This window comes from Streptococcus entericus DSM 14446, assembly GCF_000380025.1.
Taxonomy (GTDB): Bacteria; Bacillota; Bacilli; order Lactobacillales; family Streptococcaceae; genus Streptococcus; species Streptococcus entericus.
Genome location: NZ_KB904155.1, coordinates 1 through 20346 on the forward strand (window position 1 = coordinate 1; position 20346 = coordinate 20346).

Below are 20346 nucleotides of genomic sequence, written 5' to 3' on the forward strand. Positions count from 1 at the left end.
CCTGCTCCAAGAGTTACGAAAACTCAAAGAGAGGTGATGGCTATGGGCTTTATTGATTACTCAAAAGAGCCTACGTCCGATATTGCATTTTTCGATATGAAATCATTCTACGCTAGTGTGGAATGCGTCAGCCGTGGTCTCAATCCATTGACCACTTCTCTCTGCGTCATGAGTAGAGCCGACAACTCTGAAGGATTGATACTGGCCTCATCACCCATGTTCAAAAAAGTTTTTGGCAAGGCTAATGTTGGCAGGTCCTACGACCTCCCTTTTGACATCAAGACAAGAAAATTTAGTCGCTATAATGCTCAAAAGCAAGGGGTAGAAATCACTCCTAAGTATATTTCTTTTATTGAACATTGGGCTAGACGAACCTTGATTGTTCCACCACGCATGGACAAATACATTGAGGTCAATATCCAAATACAGAATATCCTTTTGAATTTTGCGGCTAGAGAAGACATTTTGCCTTACTCAATTGACGAAGGGTTTATCGATTTAACCTCATCATTAAATTACTTTGTAGAGGATAAGAACCTTACTCGCAGAGAGAAACTTGACCTCGTATCAGCTAAAATACAACATGACATCTGGAAGGAAACGGGGATCTACTCTACCGTTGGCATGAGCAATGCCAACCCGCTCCTTGCAAAACTAGCTCTTGATAATGAGGCAAAAAAGTCTCCGACCATGAGGGCTAACTGGTCTTACCAGGACGTTGAAAACAAGGTCTGGGCTATTTCACCCATGACTGATTTCTGGGGAATTGGTCATCGTACAGAGAAACGGCTCCATAAGCTAGAGATATTTTCAATTAAAGATTTGGCAAATGCCAACCCTGACATTCTTCAAAAAGAGTTTGGAATCAATGGTGTGCAACTCTGGTTTCACGCAAACGGAGTTGATGAAAGTAATGTTCATGAGCCTTATAGACCTAAATCAAAAGGTCTGGGTAACTCACAAGTCTTACCTCGTGACTACATCAAGCAATCCGACATCGAGCTAGTCCTAACTGAAATGACTGAACAGGTTGCTATCAGGCTGAGACGGGCTCATAAGAAAACAACTAATGTTGCTATCCAGGTGGGATACTCAAGGACAGAAATGAAAAAAGCCATCAATACCCAAACACGAATAGAGCCAACCAATAGCACTCGGATTCTCAAAGATACTGTCCTTAAACTGTTTAGAGGTAAATATACTTCAGGAGCAGTTCGAAGCATTGCCGTACGCTATGATGGGTTTGTGGATGAGAACTACTCTCTGATTTCCCTTTTTGACGATGTTGAACACATCGAGAAAGAGGAAAAGATACAGAGTACCATTGATTCCATTCGTGATCGCTTTGGCTTTCTTGCTGTCCAAAAAGGAACCGCCCTCTTGGACAGCTCCCGAAATATTGCACGCAGTAAACTAATAGGAGGCCACTCAGCTGGTGGTTTGGAGGGACTAAAATGATTGACCGCTCATATTTACCGTTTGAATCCGCAAGACACTACCAAGACCGAAAAATGCAAAAATGGATGGGCTTCTTTTTATCCGAGCATACCAGTGCCCTATCTGATGACCTGAATAAAATCAGCCTGATAAGTGAGCTCACTCTTGAACAGAAACTGCTTCTTATTAGCCAGGCTTACACCAACCATTTAACAGTTGGGCTACAAACCTTTGACGGCAAGCAACTCCAGACTTTGGTTGGTACGATTACGACAATTTCAAGAGAGCAGGTAATTATTCGTACATCAGACGGGCATACCAATGTCCCACTTTCGATACTCCACAGTATTGAAGCAGTCGAGGAGGTACGTTATGAATCAGCTTGAGTTTCATAGAAATGAACTGCAGATGGATTATTTTAGCGACAGCTACCTGAGGTTTGAAACAGACTTCTATCGCTATTCGGCATTAAACACCCCCTTAACGTTTTTAACGGATGATATTATGCGAAGCATGGCCAAATCTCAGAAACCATACTTTAAACTGAATAAGGAAAATGCGAGAGATAATCGGGATCACTACTTCTTATTCAACGTTGAAACCATTGATAACAACAAACTTATAAAGAAATTCACCTACTTAAAAACTGTCTATTCTATAAAATAAAAAGGAGCAAAATCGCTCCTTTTTAATATCATAAATCATTCCTCTTATTTATATTTTTTATCTAGCAATTCAATTCCGTAATCTTGTGGATTTCCATTTACCGTATCCAGTAACCATTGATTAATAGATTGATTTGTACTTTCCAGCGGGAACCATACTGCAGGAGTTGAAATAATGGTATGTGCTGTTAAGTTTCTTGGATCATCGTAAACTTCCTCTCTAGGAGATATAACAAATATTTCGCCAACAGCCGGTTTTAAGTTACTCTTTTCAATAACCTTAAGTTGATATTCCGATGCCTTTTCTGTAAAGAAAATATCCAATTCTCTCTGAGTTGATTTATCTAAATTGTCATAACGTTCTTGCGCCTCATAGCTACTAGATTTTTATTTGCCAGTAATTACCTCCATTTAAGAAATTATCCGCCCACTGCATAGCATCCTGTACATCTTATTCTTTGGACTAATACTATTGTCTTATCGTTTCATTGGTTAATTCAATTTTATTTCATCTTCAACGTCATCGCATTGATGGCAACAATGACTGTTGAAATCGACATTAAAATGGCTCCAAGGGCTGGGTCTAACACAATTCCAAAAGGTGCTAAAATACCTGCTGCAATTGGGATAGCCAAGAGGTTGTAACCCGCTCCCCACCACAAATTCTGAATCATCTTAAGTCTTGTCTGCTTAGCCAACTGAATAAAATGTAGAATATCCATCGGATTACTATTTGTTAAAATGACATCCGCCGATTCAATTGCAACGTCCGTTCCAGCACCAATAGCAATGCCGACTGTTGCACGTGCTAAACTTGGTGCATCATTGATTCCGTCGCCTACCATGGCTACTTTTTTGCCAAGTGCTACAAATTCACCGACTTTTGCTTCCTTATCCTCTGGCAACATCTCTGAAAAGTAGGTTTCTATCCCTAAATACTCTGCTACTGATTTTGCTGACCCTCGATTATCCCCCGTCATCATAACCGGTTCAATTCCTTGCTCTTTTAAAGCAGTGATAAAGGCCTTCGCTTCTGGTTTTATTCGATCTCCTAAAGCAATCATTCCTTGTAAAATACGATCAACAATGATAAAGCTAATCGTATTTCCTTGTTCTTGGAATCCTTTATAGATTTCTTCTTCTACTGTGTACCCAAGATCACGCAGCGCTTTTAGGCTGACAATGTTGATTTCTTTGCCGTTAACAACCCCCCATAGTCCTTTTCCGGAAATAGTAGTTGACTCACTCGCCTGATAGGGTTGAATCCCTTGCTGTTTGATATAGGCCATGACACTTTGAGCGATGGGGTGATTCGATGTGCTTTCAATAGCACCCTCATATTTTAATAATTCTTCTGTTGATAAATCACCCAGTGCTGTGATTGCTGTCACTTCAAATTTTCCTTCTGTTAACGTCCCAGTTTTGTCTAGCAAAATCATGTCTAACTCTTTGGCAGCCTCTAAAGCACTACGTTTTTTTAACAATAAGCCATTTTGGGCAGCTATTGAGGTTGAACGAGAGACAACAAGTGGAATAGCTAAGCCAAGCGCATGAGGACAAGCAATGATTAGCACTGTAACAGTGAATGTCAATGCTGTTGGTAAATCCGTCAAGAATAACCAAATTACAAAAGCTAATGTCCCTACGCCAACCGCACCGAAGAACAACCACTTAGCCACTTTATCAGATAGCAACTCCAATGATGACTTATCACTTTGGGCTTGTTTGACCAATTGGATAACCTTTGCTAAATAACCGCTCTCCCCAGTTCCTGTCACTTGAATTTGAATGGTTCCTTCACCATTAATAGAGCCTCCAATAACTTCATCTCCTACTGCCTTAACAACCCCTTTTGATTCACCGGTCACTGCGGATTCATCCACCAGTGTCTGGCCTTTGACAACAATCCCGTCTGCTGGCATTTTATCCCCCGATTTAACGAGCAATATATTCCCAATTTTGACTTCTTTTAAAGAAACTTCTGCCCTTGTTTCACCCTGTATAAGCGTTACCTTATCAGGTAATAATTCAGCTAATTTTTTCAAGGCATTACTCGCATTTGAAACAGCGGTCATCTCAATCCAATGCCCCAATAGCATAATTAAAATCAATGTTGCCAGTTCCCAAAAGAAATCCATGACATGAGGTGATTGGGTAAAATTATTCATTATAAAGGCATAGATACTATAGGCATAGGCAACACTGATACCCATTGCAATCAAGGTCATCATCCCTGGCCTTTTAGCCCTTAATTCAGATTTTGCCATACTAATAAATGGTTCGCCACCATAAATAAACAAAATAGTAGAGAAAATCAATACCACCCATTGTGAACCAGGAAAAGTCAATTGAAACGGCAAATCAACCCCCATCATGGGCGCTAAGAAGATAATCGGCAGGGACAAGAACAAGGACACAAGAAACTTTCTTTTAAATAATTCCCCATGACCGCTATGATCATGCCCGCTGTGCCCATCATGATGACAAGAGTGCGCTTCCTTTTGTGAGACTTGGTGCTGGTGTATATTTGAATGATGATGCATATGATGATTGTGTTCCATTTGTATTTCCTCCTTACGATTGTTAACAATTGCATTGTCCAGCTTGGCAATGACAGGTGACTTTTTCTGGTGCTACTACACGTTTTTCCTCAAGAATTGAGATGAGATGATCTATATCATTTTGCGACAATACCAAATAATCTAACCACTCCTTTAAATGTTCGTAATGTTTTGTTTGGCAGATATTTTCTATAATTAGCTTTATCTCTGTCTGAACATGATCGATTTCGGGTATAGCAGGTGAATAGGTATAATATCTTCCTTCTACAATGACGGTAACATATCCTTTTTTTACCAATCGATTTAAGAGCGTCTTGATGGTTTTATCATTCCAATCCATATCATCAATCAATCGTTCAACAATTTGACGACTGGTTAATTGACTTTCTGCCCATAAAACCCTCATGACCTGCCATTCTGATAAACTAATTTCTCTTTTCAATACCTTTCCTCCTTTCGACAGACTACAATTGTAGTCAATTGATTACATTTGTAATTATATCATCTAAAAAATGAACTGTCAAGAAAAATATTCTCGACAGTCTTTTAATGTTTTAAAAAATTCAAGAAGTAGGTGCAAAGGGTTCTGTTGCAAAGTTTTAAATAAAGAATAAAATCCCTTACGGTATCTATAATTTAAGCTGGGATTCCCAATAATACCTTGATTTCAGTACAGACCGAAAACCTGAAGAGAGTGCCTTCTTTCCGGGTTTTCTTATATAATCCTCGAATGGCTTCCATGTCTTTAATCGTGGTAGAGGCAGTGCGTAAACTTCGATAGAATTTATTGCGTCTCTTTACTGGACGATGGTCTTGTTCAATCAAATTATTCAGGTATTTAATGGTACGATGTTCTGTCCCTTGATAAAAGCCGTATTCTTTTAGTTTCTTAAAGGCACTTGTAATAGAGGGGGCTTTATCTGTGACTACAACCTTCGGTTCATCAAACTGCTTCACTAACCGATTAAGAAAAGCATAGGCTGCTTGTGTGTCCCGTTTTTTACGTAACCAAATATCCAAGGTTAAACCATCTGCATCGATGGCTCGATACAAATAATGCCATTTTCCTTTAATTTTGATGTACGTTTCATCCATTTTCCATGAATAAAAGGATTTTTTTCTTTTTCCAAATTTGATAGAGTAGTTTGCTATATTCTTGCACCCAACGATAAATCTTCGTATGAGAAACGTTAATGCCACGATCATATAAGATTTCTTGAACTTCACGATAGCTAAGGTTATAACGAAGATAATAGCCCATGGCTACAATAATCACATCCTGCTGAAATTGCTTTCCTTTAAAAGGATTCATCGTCATTCCTCCTGCTATCTTTTTCTATTATTCTACCTTATTTGATAGTAGATTTAAAACTTTGCAACAGAACCGAAGAGGGCTTTCCAATCTGTCTGGAAAGCCCTTTTCCCTTTATTCTTTCACTTTCATAAGTCGCAAACTATTTAATGCTACCAGAAGGGTTGCGCCCATATCTGAAAGGATGGCAAACCAGAGCGTTAACCAACCTGGGATAACCAATAATAAAGCAAAAAATTTAATAGCAATTGCAAAAGTAATATTTGCTTTGATTATATTTAGAGCTTTTCGGCTTAATTTTACAGTGAATGGAAGTTTTCTTAAATCGTCTCCCATTAAAGCGACGTCTGCCGTTTCCAGGGCTGTATCTGTACCAGCTCCACCCATTGCGATTCCAACTGTAGAAGCTGCTAACGCAGGAGCATCATTGACACCATCTCCAACCATGGCTACGTTTCCATACTCGGATCTTAATTGTTTAATATAGTCTAATTTGTCCTGAGGCATCAGTTCAGCTTGAATATCTGATACTCCGACATGCTGACCGATTGCATTCGCAGTACCTTTGTTATCACCTGTAAGCATAATTGTTTTTTTGATTCCAAGTTGATGTAACTTTTGAATAATTTCCTTACTTGATTCACGAACCTCATCAGCAACTGCAATAACTCCAAGTATTTCTTTTTCGGTTCCAATAATCATGGCTGTTTTACCTTGATTTTGAAGAGTAGTAACATTTTGCTCTAAGTCTTTATCGAAGCCAGTAGTCAATAATTCCTTAAAGAGTTTCGGGCTACCGATATAATAAGTCATCCCGTTTACAATACCTTTTATACCCTTACCTGTAATAGAAGAGAAATCCTCTACTAGTACGTCAGAATAAGAAATGTTTTCTTCTTCTGCTTTTTTCATGATTGCTGAAGCAAGAGGATGCTGTGAACGATACTCTAATGCAGTAATGATCGCCAATAATTCTTTTTCATTCATTTGATTATTCAACACTTTAAAATCAGTTACAACTGGAACACCTTTTGTTAATGTACCCGTTTTATCGAATGCTATGGCCTTTAAGGCACCCATTTCTTCTAAATACACTCCGCCTTTTACAAGAACACCTTTTTTCGCAGCATTCCCAATTGCCGAAACAATAGAAATCGGAGTCGATATGACCAACGCACATGGACAACCAACAACAAGAACAGCTAATCCTTGATAAACCCATGTTTCCCAACTGCCATCAAAGAATAAAGGAGGGACTATAGCCACTAATGCTGCAATGATCATAATGATCGGTGTGTAATATTTTGCGAATTTATCGACAAATGCCTGCGAAGGAGCGCGTTCTCCTTGTGCTGCCTCAACAAGATGAATAATTTTAGAAATGGTTGTATCTTCAACAAGTTTTGTTATTTTTACTTCAAGTAATCCTTCTTCATTTAAGGTACCTGCAAATACTTCATCATCAACCGTTTTCTCAACAGGGACTGATTCGCCTGTAATAGCTGCTTGATTGACGGCAGAGTAGCCACTTACGACTACACCATCCATGGCAATCTTTTGACCAGGTTTTACAATCATGATATCGCCAACAGCAATATCATCGACATGAATCATGATTTCTTGTCCATTCCGTCTAACGAGTGCCTCTTTGGGCGCGATATCCATTAATGAACGAATCGATTGTCTTGCTCTATCCATAGAGAATCGCTCAAGTGCTTCACTAATTGCAAAAAGAATAACAACAATGGCAACTTCTGCCCATTCTCCAATAATAGCACCACCTATAACAGCTATTGTCATAAGGGTTTTCATGTCAAATTCAAAGCGTAATAAGTTTTGTAATCCAACTTTAAAGAGTGATAACCCTCCGATTAACATGGATGCTAAAAATAATAAGGTAGTGACAATGTTCTCTTCTCCATTCACAAACGAAGAAAGTAAACCGAAGACAATTAATAAGGAAGCATAAAGTAGAGTACTATGCTTTTTATAAAACGGCGCTTTATCTTCTTTCGTATCTTCTTTTACCTCTTGTGAAACTTGGCGAGCAGATTTTTCAGGAGTCACTTTAAGATTTTCGAATGCACCTGCTTTTTCTAGTTCTTCAATTGTTGCATTACCGTAAACAGCAATTTTAGATGCACCAAAATTTACTTTTGCATCCTCAACTCCTGGAAGTCTTTTAACATTTTTTTCAAACTTTCCTGCACAGTTTGCGCATGTAAACCCCTGAACACGGTACACATTTTTTTCAGTCTCTAATGCTTTTGCTTCAGACATTTTTAACAACCTCCTTGTGGTGTGCAAATGCAACCTGTATTAGTTTCATTACATGATCATCATCTAATGAATAGTAGACTAACTTACCTTCTTTTCGATATTTAGCTAATCCAAGATTTTTAAGTAACCTCAAATGATGAGATGTTGTGGCAGTTGTAGCACCAACAATATTCGCTACATCACATACACACAATTCATCTTCTAAAGAGAGAGCATACGCAATCTTAATCCTAGTATCATCCGATAAAGCTTTAAAAACTTTGGCTACTTCCAAAGGATTTTGTTTGAGTAGTTCTTTTTTACCTCTTTTGACTTTTTCCTCATCTATACACGTAACTTCACATGCATCATTTTGCAAATTTTTCACCTCTTATCAATCAAATGTATGTTTGATTATCATTATAAGTTAAAAAAATCAAATAGTCAAGTATATGTTTGAATGTAATTTACATAAAAAGCAATTTTTCTTTAGATTGCAGTCATTAATTTTTTTTTATAGCTGAATTTATTTTCCTTTTTTACATTTGATACACTAGAGGGAATATTGTCAGAATGCAGTTTTAAAACATTTAAAGTTTCGCACTATAAAAAAGCCCGATTTCTCTCTTTGTTAGAGAAAAACGGGCTTTTCTTTTTCGACTCTCCATTAAAATTAGGGGGTCTACTTATAAAACCGATTTCCGATGATTACGGAATCAACTTTTTTCATTTAGCTTGTTAGTCTAAAGGCGAACTGGTTCTGTTGCAAAGTTTTAAATAAAGAATAGTCCCAATCGGACTAACTCTCTTTTTTCTTACGAAACTGCTCTATTTTTTTCTCCAACTCATCCGTCTTCAGTTGTGCTCTAGCTTCTTCAATCTGTTCCTCAAGATTTGCTTCAGCTGGCATTCTAACCTCTGGTAGTTGAACAACTTCCCTCTCTAAAGAACCGTCTTTACCACCGAAGACAAGGTCAAGTAAGCATTCCACCTTGATTAACTCCTCCTCATTCATGGCTGATAGGGTGTGAATCAGAGACTTGAAGCGATCACTAGAGGGCTGACCAGTTGCTTCCTTTCCGAATAGTTTTCTAATCATTTGCTTTGCTCCTTCTCATTGAAAAACAGCCCACAAGGGACTGTTTCCTAGTTAAGACTATCAATGGCCATAAGAATAGCCTTGATGGTTTTGACGGTTGTTTCTTTTTGAGACACCTGTTGCTGAATCTGCTTCAGTTGCTCTTGGTAGTTCTCCAGCTCCAACTGATGGCCACTCAATAGCTGCGTAAGATGGGCCTTGTAAGAGGCTGTAATATCATCTTCTGAATCAGTCTGCGGCGGAGTTTCCTGCTCTCGTTTTACTTGCTCCTGGGCTTTTAGCTCTGGGGCTTGTTTCCCCTTATGGGCCTCAAAGGCTGCCGCGTAATCAATCGGCTCACTGGCCTTCTGCTCTGGAGCTGGCTTGCCAAATAGTGCTGCAATCTTGGCCCGTTCTTCTGCTGGGCTAGTTGTTGGTGTTTCTGTTGCATCTAACTGGCCATCAAAAGCCCATTCTTCGGTCTTAGTCATGGTCTATCCTCATTTCTTCATTCTTTGTCTGACGGGGTCTATCACCTTGGGATAAGGACCCAAATGCCTTATCCAAGGCCTGGTCAAAGCTCAACTGACTGTGAGCTTGTCGAGCCATAAAGCTACTAAACATGGCTTCCTGGAGCTGTTGTTGAAGCTCATCTAAACGATTCTGCTCCTTTATGACCCGTTCAGTCTGTTTAGCCACCTTATCCTCTAAGCGAGCCACCTGGCTCATACTCATAGCATTTCCTCCTTCATCTATTTTTTCTAGCTTATCAAAGCCTTCTTGATTTTTTCATCACAGGTCTAAGCTCATGGCAGAGCGGACAAGTACGGGCCCGTGTGGCAACCCCGCCTTGGCCTGGGCAATCATATCTTCCAGCTCAGGCTCCTTCCCTTGCCTGACCAAAACATCGTTCCAATCCGCCTTGTGCTGACCTGAAATAAGGGGTGGTAAATCAAGTTGGACGGGAAACCCCTGCTCCTTAAAGTTAGCCACAAACTCCCGTCCTGCTTCATCGTTATCAACGGCCAAGGTTATAACATGCTCATGGGTCTGAAAGAATGTCGTGGTATCCTTAACCAGCTCCAACAAATGGGATAAACGGTTATAATCCACATCATTATCTAGGAATTGAAAATCGCCACTTTCTTCAGAAACCAGTCTCAAAATATGATAGGCTACACAGGACTTCTTTAATCCCTCCATACCGACCAGACGAACATCACGCATCTCATGCTTGTGACACTCATAATAACTCATGGCATCAATGGCCGATTCGGTGAAAATTAGTCGCTTGGGTTGACCAAGTGTCAAACTAAATCCAATCGAGCCTTGACTGTCTTTCATCATCCTCTTTAAGCGGCCACGGGAATGGCGGCTCCAATCCTCCACAATTCCTTGTAGATTAGCCCCTACGACCCTTCCGTGATGGTCTCTTAGCTTAAACACCACCACAGGCTCGGCTCCCTCTTTAGTGGGCAACAAGGCTTGAGCAAGCAGACCCTGGCGACCAAAGGTATTGATGGTATCATCAGATAAGCCTCTAACCTCTTTCAAATACTGCCTGGCTTCCAAAAAGCGATAATCTTCCTGATTGGACAAATAGTAGCGAAATGGCTCTAATCGTCTTGGCTTAACGTCCAACTCTGGAAAATCACCGGCCCTTAGAAAGTGCAGAGCCTCCTTAAAAGACACCTCCGCCATCACTTGGACAAACCGAATGACATCACCCTGTAAGTCTCGTGAGAACCACTTGAAGGTGTTGGTGTCCGCAAAAATTTTGAAGGAGTCATGGTCTGCGTGTTCATAAAGCTTTCCCGATAACTGTTTTAAAGGCACACCTAAGGCCCCTGCAACCTCCACGATTGATTTTTTCTTGATTTCTTCTAATCCTGTCATCATCTTCTCCTTTCAAAAAACAGGACATTTCTGTCCTGTTCGTCTTATGGTTTGGTTGTGGAAACAGGCAAATCAGGTACTGCCGATGTTGCCTGTGGGCTATTTGCCTTAGCTTGATTCAAGAGGTCATCCAGGGGCGTAGAATAACTCTGAATATGATTAACCAAAAGCTTATCTCCCACCTTTGAATAGCCCAGACGAAGTAAGCGTTTCTCAACTTGATTGGTCATGGCCTGCTCCTTTTTCTCCAGATCTGCCACATAAGTCACAGTATAGGACACTTCTACCAAGGCCTCTTGTTGGTTGGAATCCAGGAAAATCTGAGCTTCTGAATAACGATAGTCCAAAATATAATCCTTATATACCTGGTTCAGAGGCTCATCTTGTCGAGCCAGCTCCTCTCGGTAAGCTGAATCTGTTAGATAGGGCTTGATACGGCCATTATTCTCTCCCAGTTTTTCCTTGGTGTAATAATGGACGAGAAACTCCTCAACCAGCTCCTGAGACAGCACAGAAGCCCTCTCCTTGTCGTGACGCTCTTTGGCCAATTGTTCTGCTTGCCTGGTAATCTCAACCTGATTGGCTCTAGTGATACTTTGTTTGCCTAAGCTAAAGCCCATGGTCAGAAAGAATCCGACAATAAGAATTGTCCCAATCGCAAACATAATGACCTGTTTGGTCTTATCAATCATCGTGATACCTCTTTTCTTTTGTGATAAGCCAAGCATAACAAGAAACACTTGGGGCTTTTATCACAACAAAAAGACACCAGTCAAAACTGGTGCCATCATCAAAGATCTAGGCTAAGCGTTTATTGAAATAAGAACTTGTCCTCTTTACCAAGTAAAACAATAAGGCAAGATTCACTCCAATAAAAGCTGTTGTGAAACTGAATACCCCATTGTCCTGAATATCCTTCAGGAACAGTGCCGTCTCTGTAAGTAAAAGATAAAGACCATAAACCTCCACAAAAAGACCAAAGGCAACCAGCCCGATAATCACTAATCCCGTTGCTACAAGAAATAGGCGATACAATACCAGTCCCACCATACCAATAGCGACAAGAAATAAGAGCACTTGTCCAATTTCTTCTAACATACTAGGCCTCCTCTAATTGCCTACGATAGTAGTTGGCTTGGTCGCCATCAAGTGGCTCCAACCGTTCAATTAACTCAAGGTATTCTGCCCGAACACCACCGTCAAGGTCTGGGAAGGCATTCTCCCGATTACTCATGATAACCTCTAATTGACCTGTCAACTCACGGACAGAAAAGCTCCGGTCGCCTGTTGCAGTTTCGTATTGGATTTTCAGGTCCTGATAAGCCTCAACCTGCTCAGGAGTAGTGAAACCTTCACTCAGGAGGTTATCTAGTTGGGTTCTCATGTGTTCAAATTGTTCTGTCATTGTCCTACTTCCTTTCTCTTATACCTCCAGTTTACCGCGCTCAATCACTTTTGTCAGCTCACTGCTGCTAAATTTCTAAAGAAACTTGATCTGCTTTTTCAAGATTAGCCTCTGATTGCCCAAAGTAGGGAGCCATTGCCTCATCAATATCATCAACGTCTATCCCTGCTTCGATGAGAGGAGCCAAAACATCATACTGGGCTTTAACCTCTTGGTAGTGTTGCTCCTTGGGAAAGACCTTGTCTAATTCCTGTCGGGCAACCCTAGCTTTATCAACTAATTGCTGAGCGAGAACCTGCGTAGTCTCCATATCCTTACGAATATCGTCAATAATGTTGTTAATCCGTTGGATGGTTCCCAGCGGTGAAGACATGGTGAGAGAGACAGAATACTGGTTATCCCCCACGACCCTCACGGTGAGGGTATCTGGTAATGGCTCGCTAAACTTCCTGGTCAAGGCTTTGAGACTAAAACCACGATAGGTTGCGAGGGTCTTTACTTCAGGTGTTTCTGAGCGATTCTGACGGAGCAACTGGTGAAGATACTCCCCTGCTTCTGTTTTGTCAGAATAGGTTTGGCTACCAAAACTCATACTGAAGTCCTGGCCCTTGGTAGTCTCTGACTTGATAATATCCTGCTCATATTGGGTCAATCGTTTCTCCATCGGAGGCAAGTCCTGCTCAACCTTCCTGATGGTATAGCGATAATTGTCCTTTGTACGGTCAAAAGCTCGTCTCTCGTTCTCTAAAAGCCCCAGCTCATTCTCCAACTCCATCTTGAGTTTGAGGTAGGGATTTCCAGTCGCTAGAGCCTTAAAGTCAGAGGCCGTCATGGTTTGCTCATCAATGTCATCCGCAGACCGAACAGGGTCTTTAGAGGTCATGATTTGGGTAATGTACTTGAGCTTGTTTTCCTGGGTCTGCCACAAGTAATTGTCAAAAGACCCTTTGGTAATGTAGTGATAGATGTCAACGTTCTGGTGTTGATTGCCTTGACGGATTAGACGGCCATTTCGCTGCACAATATCACTTGGTCTCCAAGGCACGTCCAAATGATGGACAGCTTTCATCTTGGCCTGAACGTTGAGACCTGTTCCACCTTTTTCCGTTGAGGCCATGAGCACCCTAACCTCACCACTATTAACTTGTCGAGATAGGCTATTGCGTTTGTCATCGGTATTAGCGTCATGCACAAAGGCAATCTGACTGGCAGGAATACCTCGGTCAATCAAGAGTGATTTGATTTCGTTATAGATGTCAAAGGTTTCTCCATCTTTCTTGGGTGTGCCAATATCAGAGAAAATCATCTGGGTACTTTCTGTCGCCATGTTTTCCCGATAAATTCGCTCCACATTATCCACCACCTGAAGAATTTTTTGATTGTCAGACAACTTATAGTAGGGGTCAATCAACCGCATGTCAATCGCCAGTTTCCTTGCCTCGCCTGTAATTTTTAGCATGTTGTCCTTACTTGGGTCAACCTGACCTGACTTAATTGCCTCAGACCGTTCTACCAACTCTTCCAAATAGAGTTTCTGATTCTCGGTCAACTCACTCTCAACGGGAATAATCCTGGCCTCTGGCACAGGCAAATCAAGCATATCTGAGGTTTGAATATCAGCCGTCTCACGGTACATTCTCATCAACTCAGGTAGGTTGACAAACTTCTTAAACCGTTTCTTAGGCTGGTACTTGTCTCCAGTTGGGGCAAGCTCCATAGAGTTCTCAATCAAGCCAAAGGTACCAACCCAAGAATCAAAATGCGAGACCTGGTAACGGTCTAAAACATCCGGTTGAACATAGGACATCATGGTATATAGCTCACTAATAGAGTTTGACACAGGGGTCCCCGTCGCAAAGATAATGTTTCTGTTGTCATGTTCAGACTGGATATGGCGAACCTTCATCTCCATGTCAATGTTCTTCTTGGCGGTGATATTGGTAATGCCAGCCACATTTCCCAATCCCGTCACAGGGCGGATATTTTTGAAATGATGGGCCTCATCCACAAAGAGGCAGTCAATCCCCAAATTCTCAAAATCAATAAAGGTATCCTGATCAATCTTTTGGAGTTTTTCAAGTCGTTCCTCTAGGCCTCTAATAGCCCGTTCTGATTCTTTAACCGTGTAGCTGTTCTCACTAGAGCTATAAATCTCTCTCAGTTCGTCCAGCTTGTCGATGATAAAAGCCACTTGACTTTCCCTACTCATGGGGATTTTTTCAAATTGGCTGTCTCCGATAACAATAGCATCATAGTCACCCGTAATAATCCGCGAGACAAACTGTTTCCTCTTGGCTTTGGCAAAGTCTTTTTTCGTGGTCACAAAGACCTTCTTGGTAGGGAAGAACTTGAGAATCTCCTGCCCAAACTGAGCAGTCAAACTAGACGGCACCACATAGAGCGGCTTATGAACCATACCCAATTCCTTGAGCTTAAAACCAGCCCCAAGCATGGTCAAGGTCTTTCCTGACCCCACCTCATGAGCCAAAAGTGCCCGTTTCTCCTCCACAATCCGCTGAATGGCATGGCGTTGGTGCGGTCTGAGGTCAATGTTCTTGGCCAGCCCATCAATGGTTAGGTTAGTCCCATCATAGGACTTAGAGACGGTGCGATTAAAAAGGTTATTATAGGCATTTTCTATCCGAACCTGAGCCTCACTTGAGCCTTCCACATATTTCTTGAAAAGCTCCTGTAAGTCGGCTTCTTTTGACCGTAAGAGGGCTGTCTTTTCAACATCAGTCACATACTTTTGTTTCCCATCTTCTACAATAGCCTTAGTAATGGTTGGCTGATTGGAGTTCAGTAAGTTCTCAAAGATTTTCCGACCATTATTATATCTGGAACCTGAAACACCCAAGGCTTCTTCTTTGGCGGTCACATAAAACTTGAGGAACTGATTTTGAAGATGGAATGAACCGTCCACCTGACTTTCGTTAATAACTTCCCACAGCCGATGATCATCGAATGACAACTCCTTACCTAAAAATGTTTCAAAGGCAAATTGACCATAGACTTCTTGTGGAATCCAACGTGAACCTATACGGTAAGCAATATCAGCCAGACCAATTCTCGGAGGTCGAACAGCCTCTAAGAGGTCTTGATAATGACGCCAATCAGTCCAAGGGTTCTCTTGCTTGGCCAAGAGGTCAACTTGGTCCAGCTTATCAATAATATCCCCTGATAAGAATTCCTGGCGAGAGACATAAAGACGATTTCCCCTAAGAGCCTCATCAGGTGCCAAAAGGATTAACTCACCCAACTCCTCAATCAGCTCTTCATCTGACTTATCAGGATAAAGACTAAGCATAAATGGAAAATCAACACCACGACCTTCCGCCAAACTGGCATTGAGGGCGTCTTGAGCAGTCGTTACCCTTGATAACACTTTCTCTGGTCTAACCAGGGCTTTTTCAAAGGCCAATGACTTTTTATACTTGACCTTTTTATCAACCGGATCGATATACTCATCTTCTAAACTGGCTAGAAGGGAATATTTATCATCACTATCAAAGAGGTTACGATTGACGCTGGCGTTGAGATAGCCATGCTTTTTAACAAAGCGGTCATAGAGGTGGTTGAGGTCTGCCAAGAGTAAAGCAAACTCCTGCTGGTCATAGTTATAATCTCGTTGCAGGTCAATCATGGCCTGATAGGTGTCTCTAATATCGACCATGCCCTTAATGCGAGCTACTTCCTTCTCAGATAACGGTCCCTCGTAGAAGACTGTTTTCTTATACAATCCCTTATAGCGACCAGTCTTACTTGCTTCAGGAGACAAATAAACATCGATCGCCTCATCATCACTTAAATTCATGGCTAGAAAACGCTCAACCGTCGCTGGAGAGTGTTTAGAATCAAAGGCTTCAAAAGTCCCATCTTGATGAACATAATAGCTAATCTCTTCGGTCTGTGACCCCACACGAATCCCATCACGGTCACGGTAATAAATGGTATCACCGACATAGCCAAAGCTATACAAGTCTAAAGTCTCTGCTATGGTTGTTGGGACAGAATGATCAACGACCTTTTCTGCTAAGACTTGGGGATTGATGAAGACATCTGGCTTAATGGTTGGTGCTGAGACCTGGTCAAAAGCCTGCCGAATAGCTGGCAACACCTCCTCAGGGTCTCCTTTAACTGTCAGGGTTCCCCCATTGAAATTCCTCACGGCATAGGTCCCCAAGACCTGCGAATTATTGCTACCATCAAAATAAGGGTTTAACCATATACGGTCGTCCTCACTAAAGCGAACAGCTCCTGAAAAGGCCAAGTCATCTAGTTGATAACCCTTGTCTAAAGCCTTTTGGAAAAAGAGAATATCAGACGTCACGTTGGTCCCAGCGATAGCCTTAAAAGCAGTATCCGGTAAACGAACACCTCCAAGGAATGTTGTTGTGTCTTTTATATCTTGTAGAACATTATCGACACGTTTATCCATCGTCCCGATTGAGGAAATCACCACGACTTGTCCACCATCATGAACCACATCAAGAGACTTCTTGATAAAGTAATCGTGAATCATATAAGGCTTGTCATAGCGATTATCCGCTATCCGAAAATTGCCAAAAGGGATATTAGACATGACCAAATCAAAACTATCGGGTTGGAAGGGCACTTCCTCAAACCCTTGGACAAAAATACGGGCATTGGGGTGGAGTTGTTTGGCAATGGCCCCTGTGATACCATCAAGCTCTACCCCGTAGAGTTCGCTTTTCACTTTGAGATGAGGAGGCATGGCCGCAAAGAAATTCCCCGTTCCCATTGACGGGTCCAAGACACGACCCCCTGAAAAGCCATCAGCCTCAAGTTTTTCCCACATAGCCCTAATAATAGCTGGGTCGGTGTAGTAAGCCGTTAAGGAGCTCTGCTTCATGTCCGAATACTCCTTATCAGTAACCAGTTCTCGGAGCTGGTCTCGCTCAGCGGCGTAGGCTGAATTATACTCATCAAAGAAACTATTGGCTAGGCCACCCCAACCCACATATTTGGCCAAAACTTCTTGTTCTTCAAAACTAGCCTGTCGCCCATGTTTCTCTAGGTCTTTTACCAGGGCAATGGCTGCCAGGTTCGCCTCAATCTTTGCCCGCGTTCCTTTGGGATAAAAGGCAGTTAAATCATCTGGAAAGACAAAGTCATCAGCTGGCTTTGGCTCTTGGTCATCCACAACAGGCTCGTTTTGAGCAGAATTTTGATTCAAGGACGCTTCTGTGACCTCATCATGCCCTTGGTCTAACACAGGCTCAACTTTCTCCTCAACCTCTTGGTCTGAAAGAGATTCCGTTGAATTGTCATCTAGGAAAGAAAAAAGGTCAAATTCATCAGGATTGCCTGTTTGGGCCACCTTAGCTTCCACACTAATAGGTGAGACATTTTCTGGCCGATAAACAAGCTGGCTCTTTTCCAATGCATCAAGCGATCCGACATAAAATACAGGACTGTGTGGCACATCATCATCGGGTAAAGCGGCTAACTCAACTCTAATCCGTCCCTGGTCTTCCCAAATCCCTGCGACCTCAAACAGGTGATTGCCATAATGAGCTAAACTCCCCAAAGGGTAGATTCTATGAACCTGTTCCTTGAGTTCCGACAAGCCATCATCAGAGGCAATCTCCTGTTCTTTAGCCTGAATAACAGGCTGTGGTTCTTCAGGGTGATAGGGCACGACCCGACCGTCCAAATCGCTCATGGAACTAACATATAATACAGGATTGAGTTCAAGGTACCCACGAGCATCATTGATAAGCTCCAGTCTTACCTGATTATCCTCCTTATCGACGGCAATAACCTTAAAAACCGTGTCTTTATAGGTGACAAGACTACCAAGTGGGTAAACTGCCTGGGCTTGCTCAAAAAATTCTTGCAACCTCCTATCAGTCTCAACTGTCCTAATCTGTGAATTTGCTTCTTCCAAAAGAATTTTCGCTTCCTTATCAGGATTAGTTTCTCTTAAAACCTCGTAAGTCTTGAAAATCTCTGAGCTCAACTCATTGCTCATTACCAGCCTAGCTAAAAATAGGAGGTCATCATGGGATAAGTCGCTCTCAATAAAGTCAGACGCTCGCTCAAGTGGCAAACCTTCCGATAAAAGGTCAACAGTCATGGTCAAGCTGGTCATTTTAGCCTGGGGATACTTACCTAAGAAAGCCAGTTGCTCCTGCGTCAGGTGAAACCGTCCAGCAGCGTCAAGGAGAATGTCCTTATTCTCATCTGAGAACTCTTCATAGGGTACTCCTGCCTCTGCTACAATCTTGGCATTCTGAAGCAACAGCTCTCGACTTAACACAACCATTTCTGCGGTCTCAGAGGCCGTTAATTCCCGTGCCAAGTCACCTGGGGATCCATTGGCCTCAAAGTAAGTCAAAATCTTGTCTCCCTCATAAACTGGGGTTAATTCCTTCTCTGTATCAAACTCACCCAATCGAAAACGAGGGAGGGTCATCTCCTGACGTAATTTGTCATAATGGCTAAGAATGGTAAATTGTTGTTCCAATGGAAGGTCATAGTAAGACGACTTATGCTTACTTCGCCCAAATCCTAACTCATATTGGGAAACCAGGTCCGTCCCTGCATAAGCAAAAACATCATCTCCCATCGTTTCAAAGCTAATCGCTAGGTCTTTCTCCTTGAGACGTTTCAACTCATCTTTTTGTTGGTCAAAATGAGCGATAATATCAGCTTTAATGGCTAAATTGAGGTTGCCATAAGCAGGCAAATGCTCTATCAGAAAACTGCTCTTATCAAAGCGAGCAACAACTTCCTGGTAAACCGCCATAATACCAGCCTCATCTTCTTCAAACCTCAATCTTGGCTCAATGACCTGCGGAGGCTCGTAGTAAAGGATAAACTGGTCTAGGTCTCTGGCAATTCTTGCGGCCAAGTTATTAGCTACCTTAGAAACATTGATAAGATTAACCTGGTCAACTTCAGCTAACAAGCTCGCCAAAGACACTCCCTGATAAGTCCCATAAGAATCCAAGAGTTGAAAGCGAACCGCTAGGTTATAGGTAGCCACTTCAACGACCCAATCTTTTTCCATTGAACTTAATTGTGGCAGCTTGTTTAGGCCAGCTTGGGCAAATTGTTTGGTATAGGACTGTAAACCATCAAAAGACTGCTCCTCCTGAGATAGAAATGCTAGTATCTCCGCTGAGACATCAAAGGGCTCTCCAAAGAGTTCTACTTGCCCTTCTTTCTCGATAAAGAGTTCTAACAATTCCTGCCAAGTCGTTTCAAAATGGTGGGCTTGAAACCGAAGAAAAGCCTCTTTGATAGCCAAATCCTGTCTCTGGTGATTCCGTAAACGGTCACTAATGTGTTGGGTGTTCATGAATACCTCCTTATTCTAAAAAAGGACTGAGAAAATCTCAGTCCCTATGGTCTTATAGTGCTAATGAAAAATCGGGCTGAGGTGCTTGTTTCGGAACTAAATCAGCCAGATAGGCCTCTAAAAACTGTGCCTTAGAATCCAATCTATTCTGTCTGATGGCAAGTTGTACCAAATCATCAAAGTAGTCCGTACTATCATTTGGCAATTGATTCAAAATCAAATCATCAAGGGTTTCAAGGCTATAATGGTCATAACTCCCTAGATTCCATGACTGCGGTGAAACAAGCTCCTTAGACGTCTGGCCATTAAGGACTTCCTGAATAAACTCATTTGCCTCACCCAAGCCATAAAGGTGCTCAAAAAGGATAGCCAAATCATCTTTAATAATCTCCTCTTGCCGTTCAAT

At 41.7% G+C, this 20346-nt stretch carries 17 protein-coding genes; 3 read left to right on the forward strand and 14 right to left on the reverse strand.

All coding sequences use genetic code 11. The features are described 5' to 3' along the window. The first annotated feature begins 42 nt into the window (after positions 1-42). From A3GW_RS0100005 to A3GW_RS0100015, 3 genes are read left to right on the forward strand one after another with little or no spacing between them, the layout of a single operon-like run. Positions 43-1458: a Y-family DNA polymerase gene (locus A3GW_RS0100005; RefSeq protein WP_018367262.1), complete on the forward strand. Its 1416-nt coding sequence runs from the start codon at positions 43-45 to the stop codon at positions 1456-1458. After that, a complete protein-coding gene (locus tag A3GW_RS0100010; RefSeq protein ID WP_018367263.1) occupies positions 1455-1823 on the forward strand; it encodes a YolD-like family protein in 369 nt (122 codons plus the stop codon). The genes A3GW_RS0100005 and A3GW_RS0100010 overlap by 4 nt, the downstream gene beginning before the upstream one ends. Next, positions 1810-2103 carry a DUF5960 family protein gene (locus tag A3GW_RS0100015; protein WP_018367264.1) on the forward strand — a complete coding sequence of 98 codons (294 nt, stop codon included), beginning with the start codon at positions 1810-1812 and terminating at the stop codon, positions 2101-2103. The genes A3GW_RS0100010 and A3GW_RS0100015 overlap by 14 nt, the downstream gene beginning before the upstream one ends. Before the next feature lie 44 nt (positions 2104-2147). On the opposite strand, the gene A3GW_RS11920 is transcribed toward A3GW_RS0100015, so the two are convergent. From A3GW_RS11920 to A3GW_RS0100085, 14 genes are all read right to left on the reverse strand, one after another. Beyond that, on the reverse strand, positions 2148-2426 hold the full coding sequence (locus A3GW_RS11920) for a hypothetical protein (RefSeq protein ID WP_018367265.1): 279 nt from the start codon (positions 2424-2426) through the stop codon (positions 2148-2150). A gap of 179 nt (positions 2427-2605) precedes the next feature. Further along, positions 2606-4663 (reverse strand): heavy metal translocating P-type ATPase, encoded by a 2058-nt coding sequence (locus A3GW_RS0100025; RefSeq protein WP_018367266.1) that lies wholly within the window; start codon positions 4661-4663, stop codon positions 2606-2608. Between the two features lie 22 nt (positions 4664-4685). Continuing rightward, positions 4686-5105 (reverse strand): CopY/TcrY family copper transport repressor, encoded by a 420-nt coding sequence (locus A3GW_RS0100030; RefSeq protein WP_018367267.1) that lies wholly within the window; start codon positions 5103-5105, stop codon positions 4686-4688. 194 nt (positions 5106-5299) lie between these two features. Next, a protein-coding gene (locus A3GW_RS10530) for an IS6 family transposase (protein WP_272911889.1) occupies positions 5300-5975 on the reverse strand; the annotation gives its coding sequence in 2 pieces (ribosomal slippage) (positions 5300-5783 and positions 5782-5975; 678 coding nt in all). Positions 5976-6089: 114 nt separating this feature from the next. Beyond that, complete coding sequence (locus A3GW_RS0100040; RefSeq protein ID WP_018367269.1) at positions 6090-8255, reverse strand: heavy metal translocating P-type ATPase; 2166 nt, start codon at positions 8253-8255, stop codon at positions 6090-6092. Then, a complete protein-coding gene (locus tag A3GW_RS0100045; RefSeq protein ID WP_018367270.1) occupies positions 8248-8613 on the reverse strand; it encodes an ArsR/SmtB family transcription factor in 366 nt (121 codons plus the stop codon). Before A3GW_RS0100045 ends, A3GW_RS0100040 begins: the two co-directional genes overlap by 8 nt. Positions 8614-9033: 420 nt before the next feature. After that, positions 9034-9333: a hypothetical protein gene (locus A3GW_RS0100050; RefSeq protein ID WP_018367271.1), complete on the reverse strand. Its 300-nt coding sequence runs from the start codon at positions 9331-9333 to the stop codon at positions 9034-9036. Between the two features lie 47 nt (positions 9334-9380). Then, the gene (locus A3GW_RS0100055; protein WP_018367272.1) at positions 9381-9803 is read right to left on the reverse strand and encodes a DUF5945 family protein; all 423 of its coding nucleotides are present in this window, start codon (positions 9801-9803) and stop codon (positions 9381-9383) included. After that, on the reverse strand, positions 9796-10047 hold the full coding sequence (locus A3GW_RS10535; RefSeq protein ID WP_018367273.1) for a DUF5965 family protein: 252 nt from the start codon (positions 10045-10047) through the stop codon (positions 9796-9798). The genes A3GW_RS0100055 and A3GW_RS10535 overlap by 8 nt, the downstream gene beginning before the upstream one ends. Positions 10048-10104: 57 nt before the next feature. Then, entirely contained in the window at positions 10105-11208 is a 1104-nt protein-coding gene (locus A3GW_RS0100065; RefSeq protein ID WP_018367274.1) for a DUF3991 domain-containing protein, read from the reverse strand. Between the two features lie 44 nt (positions 11209-11252). Continuing rightward, a complete protein-coding gene (locus A3GW_RS0100070) occupies positions 11253-11900 on the reverse strand; it encodes a hypothetical protein (RefSeq protein WP_018367275.1) in 648 nt (215 codons plus the stop codon). 106 nt (positions 11901-12006) lie between these two features. Continuing rightward, positions 12007-12306, reverse strand: coding sequence for a DUF5966 family protein (locus A3GW_RS0100075; protein ID WP_018367276.1), 300 nt, complete (start codon positions 12304-12306; stop codon positions 12007-12009). Position 12307: 1 nt separating this feature from the next. Next, a complete protein-coding gene (locus tag A3GW_RS0100080) occupies positions 12308-12613 on the reverse strand; it encodes a DUF5962 family protein (RefSeq protein ID WP_018367277.1) in 306 nt (101 codons plus the stop codon). Between the two features lie 67 nt (positions 12614-12680). Beyond that, positions 12681-19940: a DEAD/DEAH box helicase family protein gene (locus A3GW_RS0100085; RefSeq protein ID WP_018367278.1), complete on the reverse strand. Its 7260-nt coding sequence runs from the start codon at positions 19938-19940 to the stop codon at positions 12681-12683. Positions 19941-20346 lie beyond the last annotated feature (406 nt).